Source organism: Type-D symbiont of Plautia stali (assembly GCF_001485335.1).
GTDB lineage: Bacteria > Pseudomonadota > Gammaproteobacteria > Enterobacterales > Enterobacteriaceae > Pantoea > Pantoea vagans_C.
In genome coordinates this window covers 1-12,672 of the sequence record NZ_BBOC01000117.1, presented here as the reverse complement: position 1 = coordinate 12,672, position 12,672 = coordinate 1, and the positions used below count along the sequence as shown (strand labels likewise).

Sequence of the window (12,672 nt, the reverse complement as noted above, 5' to 3'; positions counted from 1 at the left end):
TCCCTGCTGAGCCGTCTGCGTTGCCGCTTTGCCGTCTCAGTGGTGGCGCATTATAGGGAGTTAATTCTGGCTGACAAGGGTTTATTGCAAAAAATTGACTGAGCGCTACTTTTTTATACGAACAGGCTAAAAACAGACATTTCTCGATCAATAATCAGTCAAAAGCGCCGCTTTGGCGGCACAAATCATCGCCACCGGCTCAAACAGCAATGCTATTCTGTTGGCTAAACGCCGCTCTCTTTGTTGCAGACTGAACAAATTATTAAAGAAGGACTTTCAATGATTCGCTCCGCGCGCAGTATGGCCGGCTTGCCCTGGATCGCCGCCATGGCGTTTTTCATGCAAGCCCTCGACGCTACCATCCTGAATACTGCTCTCCCTGCTATCGCCACCAGCCTTGAACGTTCCCCCCTTGCTATGCAGTCTGCCGTTATCAGCTATACGCTGACCGTGGCGATGCTGATCCCCGTGAGCGGCTGGCTGGCCGATCGCTTTGGCACGCGTAAAGTGTTCATTGTGGCGGTATCCCTGTTTACCTTAGGCTCGCTGGCCTGTGCCCTGTCCGGCTCATTGAGCATGTTGGTTGTCTCACGCGTTATACAAGGTGTGGGTGGCGCGATGATGATGCCAGTGGCACGTCTGGCACTGTTACGTGCTTATCCGCGCAGCGAATTACTGCCCGTGCTCAATTTTGTCACGATGCCGGGATTGGTGGGGCCGATTCTTGGACCGATGCTAGGCGGTTTACTGGTGACCTACGCCAGCTGGCACTGGATATTCCTCATCAACATTCCCATTGGTATCGCGGGTATCTTCTATGCACGCAAGTTCATGCCGGATTTCACCACGCCCAAGCGTCGCTTTGATTTTGGCGGCTTCATTCTGTTCGGATTGGGCCTGGTACTGATATCCATCGGCATTGAGCTTTTCGGCGAACGCATTGTGTCACCGTGGCAGGCGGTACTGGTGCTGATGACCGGTATCGCGTTATTGCTTCTCTATATAATGCATGCACGCCGTCATCCTGCACCACTCATTAACTTGCCGATGTTTAAAACCCGCACCTTCTCGGTGGGCATCATCGGGAATATCGCGGCTCGTCTCGGCACCGGTTGTATTCCGTTCCTGATGCCGTTGATGTTGCAGGTCGGCTTTGGCTATCCCGCGCTGATCGCCGGTTGCATGATGGGGCCGACGGCAATTGGCTCGCTGCTGGCCAAATCTACTGTGACGCAAGTCCTGCGTCGTTTTGGCTATCGCAAAACGTTGGTTGGCATCACCATCATCATTGGGATTTTGGTGGCCAGCTTCTCGCTGCAAACGCCTGGTGAGAGTGTATTGATGCTGCTGGCGGCTTTGTTTGTACTGGGGATGGCGATGTCGACGCAGTTCACCGCGATGAATACCATCACGTTGGCCGACTTGAATGATGAGAATGCCAGCGGCGGAAACAGCGTGCTGGCAGTGACCCAACAGGTGTCGATCAGTTTTGGGGTGGCCGTGAGCGCCGCCGTGCTGCGCTTCTGGCAGGATATTGAGAGCACCACCGTGCAACAATTCCACGCCACCTTCCTGACGATGGGAGTGATCACGGTGCTGTCTGCGTTTGCCTTCTTGATGTTGCGTCCTGGCGATGGTCGCAATCTGATTGCCAATCGCGAGAAAAAGAAGAAAACCGCTTAAACCGAACCGCGATCCACCAGCTCCGGCGTCAAGACCAGCGTTTGCTGGCTGGCGTCGGGGTCACGCATGCGATGAATCAGCGTATCAATCGCCAGTTCGCCCAGTTCATCTTTCGGTTGATGAATGGTGCTGAGCGGTGGTGTTAGATAACGAGCCAGTTCGATATTGTCATAACCCATCACGGCAATGTCTTGCGGCACACGCAATCCCGCCTGAAATAGCGCATGGTAAACCCCCACCGCCATAGCATCGTTGCTGGTGAAGACTGCATCTGGCAGCGAATCTAATGTCAGTAACTGATTCATCGCGTTGAAACCGCCCTGAAACTCGAAATCACCGTCAACCACATAACCCGGCAATACCGGCAATCCACTGCTGGCCATCGCTTTGTGGAAACCCTCCAGACGCAAACGCGCCGGGGTCTTATCTTGTGGTCCAGCAATACAGGCAATCCGCGTGTAGCCACGATCGATAAGATGCTGTGTCGCCAGTTCTCCCCCCAGCAGCGCATTGTCCTGAATAATGTCGCCACGCCCTTCAAACGGAGCCCAGTCCATCATCACCATCGGTACCGAGGGATAACGATTGAGGATCTCGGCAGAGGGAAGATGCGTTTCAGTACACATCATCAGCAAGCCATCGACGCGCTTTTGCATCAGCGTTTCGAGGCTGCGATTCATACGCTCCTCGTCACCTTCGGTATTGCACAGAATCAGGCTATAACCGCGTTCGTAGCAGCTATTCTCCACGCCGCGTACCACTTCGGAGTAGAACGGGTTACTGCTGGCTGTCAGAAGCATGCCAATGGTGCGGGTTTGATTGATCTTCAGGCTGCGTGCCAGCGCCGACGGGGCGTAGTTCAGTTCACGAATCGCCTGTTCGACCTTTTCCCGCACCTGTTCGCTGACAAAGCGATTGTTGTTAATGACGTGGGATACGGTCGAGGTAGAGACGCCCGCCAGGCGGGCGACATCTTTCATGGTCGCCAAAGGCTTAACCCTGTTGTTGCAGGAAGGTATCGATCTCAGTGCGCCACGGCACTGAGGGCTGCGCACCCGGACGCGTTACCGCAATGGCGGCAGCGGCATGGGCAAAACGCACTGCATCATGCATCGCAACCCCTTCCAGACGCGCGGTAATAAAGGCACCGTTGAAGGTATCGCCAGCTGCAATGGTATCAATCGCCTGCACGCTAAAGCCCGGAATGCGTACTCCCTTGCCTTGCTCACTCAGCCACACACCACGGCGACCCAAGGTGATCAGTACCGTTTGAATTCCTTTGTCATGCAACGCCTGCGCGGCACGCGCCGCGTCTTCATCACTCTTCACCGCGATACCGGTCAAAATTTCGGCCTCGGTTTCATTCGGGGTAATGATGTCAATCAATGCCAGCAACTCATCAGACAAATGCGTTGCCGGTGCGGGATTCAAAATGACCTGCGTGGCGTTGGCACGCGCAATTTTTGCCGCTGCGAATACGCTTTCCAGCGGAGACTCCAGCTGCATCAACAGCGCTTTTGCCTGGGCAATCACCTGCTGATGACGATCTACACACTCCGGAGTGAGTGCTGCGTTGGCACCAGAATAGATGCCGATATTATTTTCACCTTCGCCATTCACGAAGATCATCGCCACACCGGTGGCTTCATCGGCAACGGTTTCAACCGGTGCCGTATCAATGCGGTCCTGCTGCAACTGCTGACGGATACGTTCGCCGATATCATCAGCGCCAACACAGGCAATAAAAGCAATGTCAGCACCGGCACGACCGGCTGCCACAGCCTGGTTCGCCCCTTTCCCCCCAAAAGCAATCTGATACTGTTTTCCGATCACCGTTTCACCGGGACGAGGAAAATGGGTGAGGTTAAGGATGTGGTCAGCATTAATGCTGCCAAGTACCGCCAGTTTTGCGTTTGTGTTCATCGGGTTTGATCCAGAAAATTGCGCCACCGGGAAGGTGGCGCGTTGCCATGCTTTTCTTTGCTTTTTTATTTGGTAACCAGCTTCAGGTCTACTGGGTTAACCGCCTGCACTTTCTCGCCTTTCAGCACTTTATCTGCAGTATCAACGCCAATCACGCCAATTTTATCAGGCATCTGCGCGACAGTAGCGGTCAGTTTACCGGATTCTACTGCTTTCACACCGTCAGCGGTGCCGTCGAAGCCGACCACCAGCACATCGGTTTTACCTGCGGTCTGCAGTGCACGCAGTGCGCCCAGTGCCATCTCATCGTTCTGCGCAAATACCGCCTGCACGTCTGGATGCACTTGCAGCAGGTTCTGCATCACGTTCAGACCTTTAGTACGGTCGAAGTCTGCAGGTTGGCTCGCCAGGATATTAAATTTGTGTGCATCAGCGGCCTGTTTGAAACCTTCGCCACGCTCACGCGCCGCTGAAGTACCGGCAATGCCCTGCAGTTCAATGATTTTGGCGCCATCGCCCAGTTTCTTCGCGATGAAGTCACCGGCCATTTTGCCGCCGAAGCGGTTGTCAGACGCCACGTGGCTCACCACGGTACCTTGAGCAGCCACACGGTCCAGGGTGATCACCGGAATGTTCGCCTGGTTTGCCATTTTTACGGCGTTACCCACGGCATCAGAGTCCGTTGGGTTGATCAGCATCAGCTTGGTGCCGCGCACAGTCAGATCCTGCACGTTCGCCAGCTCTTTTGCCGGGTTGTTCTGTGAATCCAACACCACCAGGTTATAACCCAGTTTGTCGGCTTCTTTCTGTGCGCCATCTTTCAGTGACACAAAGAACGGATTATTCAGAGTCGATACCACCAACGCAATGGTGTCCTTTGCCATCGCGCCAGCACTGAGGGTGGCGCCAAGGATGACGGCCAATGCAGTTAACTTTTTCATTTATATAATCCTGTGTGAAGGTCAGAGTTACTTACTGCTTTTGTTATCCACCAGCACCGCCAGCAGAATGACTACGGCTTTAACAATCATTTGGTAGTAAGAAGACACACCCATCAGATTCAGGCCGTTGTTCAGGAAGCCAAGGATCAGCGCGCCAATCAGCGTCCCCATAATGCGACCCTTACCGCCCGCCAGGCTGGTTCCACCCAACACAACGGCAGCAATCGCATCCAGTTCATAGCCGGTGCCCGCCGTCGGTTGTGCAGAAGAGAGGCGCGCCACTTCAATGGTGCCGGCCAGCGCTGCCAGCAGACCGCATAATGAATAAACGATGATTTTTACGCGGTTAACGTTGATGCCTGACAGACGCGTTGCCGCTTCGTTACCACCCAACGCATAGATGTAGCGGCCCAGACGTGTGTGATGCAGCATGTACCAGGCCAGCGCGAACACCACTGCCATCAGCCATACTGGTGTTGGGATCCCCAGCGGACGCCCAATCCCGAACCAGCCAAAGAGATCAGCGTTATCACTGAAGCCGGTGTTGATCGGGCTGCCGTTGGTGTACACCATGGTGACACCGCGCAGCAGCAGCATCATGACTAAGGTGGCGATAAAAGCCTGCACCTTGCCACGTGCGACAATCACGCCGGTAATACCGCCAATCGCCGCACCCAATGCCAGCGAAGCGGCCACCGCCACCAGCGCGTTCACTTCCAGACCCACAATCGAGGCCGCGACCGCACCGGTCAGCGCCAGCAGCGACCCCACGGACAGATCGATACCCGAAGTCAAAATCACCAGCGTCATGCCAACCGCCATAATGGCGTTGACCGACGTCTGCTGCAGGATGTTGAACATATTGGCGACGGTGAAAAAGTTTGGACTTTGACTCGCCACCACGGCAATCAGCACGATCAGCGCAATCAGCGATTTCTGCTCCAGCAGCCAGGCTTTGCTGAACCAGCGACGGCTGGCGGGTAAGGTTTGGGTGCTCATACAACTAATTCCTCGCTGTGTTGCTTACCGACTGCTGCCGCCATCAGGGATTCCTGGGTAGCCTGCTCACGGGAAAATTCGCCACTCAGGTGGCCTTCATGCATCACCAGGATGCGATCGCTCATGCCCAGTACTTCCGGCATTTCCGACGACACTAAAATGATGCTTAGCCCTTCGGCTTTGAACTGGTTAATTAACTGATAAATCTCTTTTTTTGCGCCTACGTCTACACCACGCGTCGGTTCATCAAGAATCAACACGTCTGGACGCGTCATCAATCCGCGCGCAATCGCCACTTTCTGTTGGTTTCCGCCAGACAGCAGGCCAATCGGCTGCTCCATCGAAGGGGTTTTGACGTTGAACAGGCGGATAAAATCACCCACCGCTAACTGTTCTTCACTGTGTTTGAGGTTGCCCGCAGACCGGCTGAAATAGCGCAGCGCCGTCAGCGACATGTTCTCTTTCACCGACATGCCGAGTACCAGGCCATCACGCTTGCGGTCTTCTGAGATATAAACGATGCCGTTTGCCAAACCGTCCTGTGGGGATCGGGTGGTGATTTCGCGCCCGTTCAGCGTGACCTTACCGTGCGTGCGTGGCAGCGCACCGTACAGCACTTTCATCAGTTCAGTACGTCCCGCGCCCATCAGGCCGGAAATACCCAGAATTTCGCCTTTACGTAAAGTGAAGCTGACGTCATCCACACCCGGACCGCTGAGGTGCTCCACCTTCAGGCGAACCTCCCCCGGGGCTTGATCGATATGCGGATATTGATCTTCCAGCTTACGGCCGACCATCATCTCGATCAGACTCTCTTCACTGAGATCGCTGACCGCGCGCTCGGCAATAAACTGGCCGTCACGGAATACGGTCACGTCATCGCAAATTTCGAAGATCTCTTTCATGCGGTGCGAGATATACACGATGCCGCAGCCTTGGGCTTTCAGCTCGTTGATCACGCGGAACAGCGACAAGGTCTCGGTATCGGTCAGGGCATCGGTGGGTTCATCCATAATGATGACCTGTGACTCGAAGCTCAGCACTTTGGCAATCTCAACCATTTGCTGATCGCCAATCGATAAATCGCCCACCAGCTTATGGCTATTGAAGCGTAAGTTGAGGCGATGTAATAAAGCGTCCGCCTCGGCATACATCCGTTGCCACTGGATACGGCCAAAGCGGTTAACAAATTCGCGACCGAGGAAAATATTCTCTGCCACGGTCAATTGCGGAATCAGGTTCAGTTCCTGATGGATGATACCAATGCCCGCTTCCTGCGACGCTTTCGGTCCAGAAAAAGCCACATCCTTACCCAGCCACTGCAGCGAACCGGCATCCATGCTGTAAATGCCAGTCAGCACTTTCATCATGGTGGATTTACCCGCACCGTTTTCCCCGACCAGTGCCATCACGCGGCCCGGATAAACGGCCAGCGAGGCACCATTCAGCGCTTTTACACCAGGAAACGACTTTTCAATCCCTTTGAGTTGCAATAACGGTTGCATAACGGCCTCAGAAGGTCACGCCAGCGCTCAGGATGACATTCGCATACGGAGAACACTCTCCGCTGCGAATGACCGCCTGACTACGCTGAGTCTGTTGTTTGAACTGTTCATGGCTGGTGTAACGAATGGTGATGGTATTCCCCTGGTGCTGTTGCAAGGCATCGAGCACGGCGAGCAGTGCGCTGTGAAGCTGCGGATTGTGCTGCTTGATCTCCTCCGCCATCAGGGCGCTTTCGACTTGCATCTCCTGCGTGACAACATCAACCACCTGCAAAAATTCGGGGGTTCCCGGCGTCAACGCCAGATCGATACGCTGCGGACCGGCCGGGATCGGCAAGCCTGCATCAGCAATCGTCAGCGTGTCGGTGTGCCCCAGGCGGGCAATCACATGAGAGACTTCAGCGTTTAACAAGCGACCTTTTTTCATTTCTTCCACTCCACAGCGAAACGTTTCGCTGATTGGGAGTGTATTAAATGCGCAGGGCAACTCAATGGCAATATCACGGAAATGTGATCGCCATCGAAACGTTTCGCTTGTACCGGATAAAATTTGAGTTTGGAAAAAGAAAAGAGCCGCTGAAGCGGCTCTGGAGGGTGTTATGGCAGTTTGCGAACCTGTTTAACGTCCAACTCAATGGCGTTGAAGTCTTTATCCAGTTCACCCGTCAGTTCGACCTGATCTTTCGGCGTGATGGTCTGACCATGCCAGCGCTTGTGGTCGATCTCTACTTTCATGGTGCCGCTGCTGTCGCGGAACAAATAGTCTTCATCACCGATTTGCTTATCAAGATTGCCGCGCACGGTGATCCAGCTATCGTCTTTCATCTCTTCGGCTTGTTTCACCGTCACAACGCTGGTGTTGTCAGCCTGGAATCCACCGGCGTGAACCTGGGTTTTCGGCGCATTGGGGTCCACAAACCCACCTTGTTGCGCGGCCAGAACGGGCGTGGCGGCCAACATCACAATGGCTAAGATCGCTGCACTCTTTTTCATTTTTCACCTCTTTTCCATGAATGTGCGGAAGTCAGGAGCCATTTCACCATAAGGTTCTTAACAGGATCTTAAAGAGAAAAAATAGGTGATTTGCAGCGATTTGCACTGTACAAGCGGGGTTCTGCTTCGTATAACCACCCAAGCAGAAGAGGAGAAGGGCATGCGCATTTTGTTGATTGAGGATGACACGCTGATTGGTGATGGCCTGAAAGTGGGCTTAATCAAACTCGGCTTCAGCGTGGACTGGTTCGTGTCCGGCGAAGCAGGTTATCAGGCGCTGGCGGCCGCGCCGTGGGATGCGGTGGTGTTGGATCTTTCGCTGCCGGAACGCGATGGTCTGGAGATCCTGCGTCAGTGGCGTGAGCAGGGCGCGGATGTGCCGGTACTGATCCTCACTGCGCGTGACGCCCTCGATCAACGTGTTCAGGGGTTACAGCTTGGTGCAGACGACTATCTCTGCAAACCCTTTGCCCTCAGCGAAGTCGCCGCACGTTTGCAGGCGCTGATTCGCCGCCGCCATGGACAGCTGCAGCCTGAATTGAAACACGGCAAAGTGGTGCTGGCGCCGGCCAGCCACAGCGTCTGGCTTGAGGGTGAAGCCATCAGTTTGAAAAGTCGCGAACTGGCATTGCTTGAGCTGTTTATGCGCAACCCTGGCCGCGTGCTAACGCGCAGTCAGCTGGAGGAAAAACTCTACAATTGGGATGACGATGTCTCCAGCAATGCGGTGGAAGTGCATATTCATCATCTGCGCAAAAAGCTGGGCAGTGCATTTATCCGCACCGTACATGGCGTGGGTTATATGCTTGGTGCAGCAGAATGAGCCTGTTTCTTCGGCTGGCGATCGGCTTTGTGCTGCTGATCGTGTTGTGTGGTGGTGTCGCCAGCTACAGCGCCTGGCATCAGACCCGCGACACCGTGAATGAGTTATTCGATACCCAGCAAATGCTGTTTGCTAAACGCCTGCTGGCGCTCGACCCCACCAGCTTGCACGCCGCTTCGCTACCCAAAACGAAAACCATTCTGCGCCATCATCGTGGCGATCAGGATGATGACGCGCTGGCTTTCGCCATCTTCCGTGCAGACGGTCAGCCATTGCTGAATGACGGTGAAAACGGGCGCGATTTGCAGTTTGATGATAAGCGCGACGGCTTCCGTGATGGCCGCTTACGTGGCGATAAGGACAGTTGGCGGCTGTTGTGGCTAACTTCTGAAGATAAAAGCTATCGCGTTGTCGTCGGCCAGGAGTGGGAATACCGTGACGACATGACGCGCGATCTGGCTCTGGCGAGTTTGATGCCATGGCTATACGCCATGCCTTTCATGCTTCTGATGCTGCTGGTGCTGGTTTGGTTTGAACTACGTCCGCTTAAGCGCCTCACCGCATCACTCAAGCAGCGAGCCCCCGATGACGCAACACCACTCGCCGATACGCGTTTACCCAAAGAGGTAAAGCCGCTGGTCATTGCATTGAATGGGCTGTTTCGGCGCATGGCAGAGCTGGTGCAACGCGAGCGCCGTTTTACCTCTGATGCCGCACACGAGTTGCGCAGCCCGCTGGCCGCCTTGCGTGTGCAGAGCGAAGTGATTCAACTCGCTGATGATGATGAAGTGATGCGCCAACACGCTTTACAGCAACTCGACAGCGGCATTCTGCGCGCCACGCGGCTGGTGGATCAGCTGTTAACCCTTTCCCGCGTGGAAGCTGACGATCTGCGCAGCGAATTTCAGCCGGTTGCACTGGCACCTTTGCTGCAAAATTTACTCGCCGAACATTTCCCTCAGGCTGAGGCGCAGCAGATGGATGTGCAACTGCATACCGAGGCTGAACCGGTGATGAACGGTCATCCGCTGCTGTTAAGTTTGTTGGTGCGCAATCTACTGGATAACGCGCTGCGCTATGCACCGCCGGGGAGTCGGATTCAGTTCACCCTCCAGCCGCGCGCCATCATTCTTGAAGATAATGGTCCAGGCGTTAGCGATGAACAGCTAGCCCGTCTCGGAGAACGCTTCTGGCGACCACCGGGGCAAGCGCAAACGGGGAGCGGGTTGGGCTTGTCGATAGTGAAGAATATTGCGCAGTTACATGGTATCCGCATTGCGTTTAGCCATGCCGCACCGCAAGGCTTGCGCGTCACCCTGAGCTGGTGACGCGCGGTATCCTTAAATCTCGACCTGGGTGCCCAGCTCGATAACGCGGTTAGGTGGGATCTCAAACTGATCCGGCGCACGCAGCGCATTGCGTTGCAGTGCGAGAAACAGCTTGCCGCGCAAGCGCAGATACCATGGGCGATCGCCGATTATCAGCGACTCATGCGACATGAAGAACGAGGTTTCCATCATGCGGCAATTCAGGCCTTCCAGACCGCAGCGGTGGAAGATCTCCTCCACGTTAGGGGTTTCGCGCCAGCCATAACTGGCCACCACACGCCAGAACGTTGGCGAGAGCTGCTCAATGGTCACACGTCGCACGTTGTGAACGTACGGCGCATCTTCAGTACGCAACGTCAGCAGCACCACGCGCTCATGCAACACTTTGTTGTGCTTGAGGTTATGCAGCATAGCGAACGGGATCACGTTCAACGCTCGCGACATATACACCGCCGTGCCCGGCACACGCACCGGTGGAGATTTCTCCAGTGAGGCGATCATCGCTTCCAGCGAATTGCCGTGCTCATGCATGCGACGCAGCAGGCGGAAGCGCTCGCTTTTCCACGTTGTCATCACAATAAACATCATCAGCGCCAACGTCAGCGGCAACCAGCCACCGGAGAACACTTTTACCAGGTTGGCAGAGAATAGCGAGACGTCGATGCACAGCATACCGATCAGGATCAGCACCACCAGATAGCGGTTCCAGTGCCAGTTCTGAATTGCCACTGTCGAGCAGAGGATGGCGGTCAACACCATGGTGCCGGTTACCGCAATGCCGTAGGCCGCCGCCAGGTTGCTGGAATGCTCGAAACCTACAATCACGATCACCACGGAGAAGTAGAGCAGCCAGTTAATCACCGGAATGTAGATCTGGCCCGACTCCTCTTCTGAGGTATGCACAATGCGCATTGGCGGCAGATAGCCCAAACGCACCGCCTGGCGCGTTAACGAGAACACGCCAGAAATCACCGCTTGTGAAGCGATTACCGTCGCCAGCGTTGCCAGAATCAGCATCGGGATGAGCATCCAGTCCGGTGCCAGCAGGAAGAAGGGGTTTTTGATCGCCTCAGGGTTTTTCAACAACAGCGCGCCCTGACCAAAGTAGTTGAGCACCAGCGAAGGCAGCACAACAATAAACCACGCCAGACGGATGGGGAATTTACCGAAGTGACCCATATCGGCATACAGCGCTTCAACACCCGTGATGGCCAGCACAACCGCGCCCAGCGCGAAGAATGACACTGTTTTGTACTGGATAAAGAAGTGCATCGCCCAATACGGGTTCATGGCGTGAAGCACGTCGGGATTATTGATAATACTGCGCGCGCCCAGCACGGCCAGGATGATAAACCACAGCAGCATCACCGGCGCAAACAGCTTACCGACAATACCCGTACCGTGTTTTTGAATCACAAACAGCAGCGTCAACACCGCAATCGCCAGGGGGACGATGTAGGTATCCAGACTCGGCGCGGCAATTTCCAGACCTTCAATCGCCGATAACACCGAAACCGCAGGCGTGATCACCACTTCACCGTAGAAGAAGCTGCCGCCAATCAGGCCCATAATGACGAGAATCGCCGTGGCGCGTGCGCCAGTATTGCGTCCGGCCAGAGACATTAACGTCAGGATACCGCCTTCGCCGGCGTTGTCGGCACGCATGACGTAACTGATGTATTTCAGTGACACCACTAAAATCAGCAGCCAGAAGATCAGCGACAAAAAGCCAAAAACCGCTTCACGTTCCACGCCAAAGCCGAACTGGCCAGAGAGACATTCACGCAAAGTATAGAGCGGGCTGGTACCGATATCGCCATACACCACGCCAATCGCGGCGAGTGTGACTGCGCCAAGGGACTGCTTCTTATCCGAGCTCATAAGTTGTCTTTTGTTGGAGCTGATAAGGCATCTGCCTACCGCTCAGGCCATCAAAAAGCGCACAGTATGCACATATTCCCAAAAAAAACTAATCTTACAAAGTGTCACCATCACGTCAGCGACACGGTTTTTCGCCGAAATTTGGCCAAAAAAACCGCCTGAAGCAGCGAGTTGCCTCGCTTCAACCTTCTGAAACAAAAAAGCTGACGGCTATCAACGCAATCCAGCATGATAATCAGTAGAGTATTGCGCTCGCCAAAATATGTCGGCACCAGGATCAAAAGGATAATGATGTGATTATGGCTCAACCCCATCTTTTGGCAGAAAGAATTTCTCGCCTGAGTAACGCCCTGGAAAAAGGGCTATACGAGCGACACCACGCGATTCGTCTCTGCCTGCTGGCCGCGTTAAGTGGCGAAAGCGTGTTTTTGCTCGGTCCGCCAGGCATTGCCAAGAGCCTGATTGCCCGCCGCCTGAAATATGCCTTCCAGCACGCCCGCGCCTTTGAATACCTGATGACCCGCTTTTCGACGCCTGAAGAGGTGTTTGGACCCTTATCGATTCAGGCGCTGAAAGATGAAGGGCGCTATCAGCGA

At 54.7% G+C, this 12,672-nt stretch carries 12 protein-coding genes; 4 read left to right on the top strand and 8 right to left on the bottom strand.

What is annotated here, in order from left to right; genetic code table 11:
• The first annotated feature begins 279 nt into the window (after positions 1-279).
• Positions 280-1,683: a multidrug transporter subunit MdtD gene (mdtD, locus tag PSSD_RS23765; protein WP_058973930.1), complete on the top strand. Its 1,404-nt coding sequence runs from the start codon at positions 280-282 to the stop codon at positions 1,681-1,683.
• Here the strand turns inward: mdtD and rbsR are convergent.
• From rbsR to PSSD_RS23730, 7 genes are all read right to left on the bottom strand, one after another.
• The gene (gene rbsR / locus PSSD_RS23760) at positions 1,680-2,663 is read right to left on the bottom strand and encodes a ribose operon transcriptional repressor RbsR (RefSeq protein WP_039332949.1); all 984 of its coding nucleotides are present in this window, start codon (positions 2,661-2,663) and stop codon (positions 1,680-1,682) included. The genes mdtD and rbsR overlap by 4 nt on opposite strands.
• Positions 2,664-2,676: 13 nt before the next feature.
• Positions 2,677-3,606, bottom strand: a complete 930-nt coding sequence (gene rbsK / locus PSSD_RS23755) for a ribokinase (protein ID WP_058973929.1) — start codon at positions 3,604-3,606, stop codon at positions 2,677-2,679.
• Positions 3,607-3,671: 65 nt separating this feature from the next.
• Complete coding sequence (rbsB, locus tag PSSD_RS23750) at positions 3,672-4,547, bottom strand: ribose ABC transporter substrate-binding protein RbsB (RefSeq protein WP_058973928.1); 876 nt, start codon at positions 4,545-4,547, stop codon at positions 3,672-3,674.
• Between the two features lie 27 nt (positions 4,548-4,574).
• Positions 4,575-5,546: a ribose ABC transporter permease gene (gene rbsC, locus PSSD_RS23745; RefSeq protein WP_034830072.1), complete on the bottom strand. Its 972-nt coding sequence runs from the start codon at positions 5,544-5,546 to the stop codon at positions 4,575-4,577.
• Positions 5,543-7,051, bottom strand: coding sequence for a ribose ABC transporter ATP-binding protein RbsA (gene rbsA, locus PSSD_RS23740; RefSeq protein WP_058973927.1), 1,509 nt, complete (start codon positions 7,049-7,051; stop codon positions 5,543-5,545). Before rbsA ends, rbsC begins: the two co-directional genes overlap by 4 nt.
• A gap of 7 nt (positions 7,052-7,058) precedes the next feature.
• Positions 7,059-7,478 (bottom strand): D-ribose pyranase, encoded by a 420-nt coding sequence (gene rbsD / locus PSSD_RS23735; protein ID WP_058973926.1) that lies wholly within the window; start codon positions 7,476-7,478, stop codon positions 7,059-7,061.
• A 170-nt stretch (positions 7,479-7,648) separates the two neighbouring features.
• A complete protein-coding gene (locus PSSD_RS23730; protein ID WP_039332957.1) occupies positions 7,649-8,044 on the bottom strand; it encodes a YgiW/YdeI family stress tolerance OB fold protein in 396 nt (131 codons plus the stop codon).
• A gap of 160 nt (positions 8,045-8,204) precedes the next feature.
• Here PSSD_RS23730 and qseB point away from each other — a divergent pair, with 160 nt between their 5' ends.
• Positions 8,205-8,867 carry a quorum sensing response regulator transcription factor QseB gene (gene qseB, locus PSSD_RS23725; protein WP_039332960.1) on the top strand — a complete coding sequence of 221 codons (663 nt, stop codon included), beginning with the start codon at positions 8,205-8,207 and terminating at the stop codon, positions 8,865-8,867.
• Positions 8,864-10,195, top strand: coding sequence for a quorum sensing histidine kinase QseC (gene qseC / locus PSSD_RS23720; protein ID WP_058973925.1), 1,332 nt, complete (start codon positions 8,864-8,866; stop codon positions 10,193-10,195). The genes qseB and qseC overlap by 4 nt, the downstream gene beginning before the upstream one ends.
• 12 nt (positions 10,196-10,207) lie before the next feature.
• Here the strand turns inward: qseC and kup are convergent, their stop codons facing one another.
• Positions 10,208-12,076 (bottom strand): low affinity potassium transporter Kup, encoded by a 1,869-nt coding sequence (gene kup, locus PSSD_RS23715; RefSeq protein WP_058973924.1) that lies wholly within the window; start codon positions 12,074-12,076, stop codon positions 10,208-10,210.
• 299 nt (positions 12,077-12,375) lie between these two features.
• Between kup and PSSD_RS23710 the strand changes: the two genes are divergently transcribed.
• A partial coding sequence (locus PSSD_RS23710; protein WP_153011496.1) for an AAA family ATPase occupies positions 12,376-12,672 on the top strand: 297 nt, incomplete at its 3' end.

What these genes read in the sequence shown, in the direction of transcription:
- mdtD (WP_058973930.1), top strand. Translation starts at nt 280, where the DNA reads ATGATTCGCTCCGCGCGCAGTATGGCCGGCTTGCCCTGGATCGCCGCC.
- rbsR (WP_039332949.1), bottom strand. Translation starts at nt 2,663, where the DNA reads ATGAAAGATGTCGCCCGCCTGGCGGGCGTCTCTACCTCGACCGTATCC.
- rbsK (WP_058973929.1), bottom strand. Translation starts at nt 3,606, where the DNA reads ATGAACACAAACGCAAAACTGGCGGTACTTGGCAGCATTAATGCTGAC.
- rbsB (WP_058973928.1), bottom strand. Translation starts at nt 4,547, where the DNA reads ATGAAAAAGTTAACTGCATTGGCCGTCATCCTTGGCGCCACCCTCAGT.
- rbsC (WP_034830072.1), bottom strand. Translation starts at nt 5,546, where the DNA reads ATGAGCACCCAAACCTTACCCGCCAGCCGTCGCTGGTTCAGCAAAGCC.
- rbsA (WP_058973927.1), bottom strand. Translation starts at nt 7,051, where the DNA reads ATGCAACCGTTATTGCAACTCAAAGGGATTGAAAAGTCGTTTCCTGGT.
- rbsD (WP_058973926.1), bottom strand. Translation starts at nt 7,478, where the DNA reads ATGAAAAAAGGTCGCTTGTTAAACGCTGAAGTCTCTCATGTGATTGCC.
- PSSD_RS23730 (WP_039332957.1), bottom strand. Translation starts at nt 8,044, where the DNA reads ATGAAAAAGAGTGCAGCGATCTTAGCCATTGTGATGTTGGCCGCCACG.
- qseB (WP_039332960.1), top strand. Translation starts at nt 8,205, where the DNA reads ATGCGCATTTTGTTGATTGAGGATGACACGCTGATTGGTGATGGCCTG.
- qseC (WP_058973925.1), top strand. Translation starts at nt 8,864, where the DNA reads ATGAGCCTGTTTCTTCGGCTGGCGATCGGCTTTGTGCTGCTGATCGTG.
- kup (WP_058973924.1), bottom strand. Translation starts at nt 12,076, where the DNA reads ATGAGCTCGGATAAGAAGCAGTCCCTTGGCGCAGTCACACTCGCCGCG.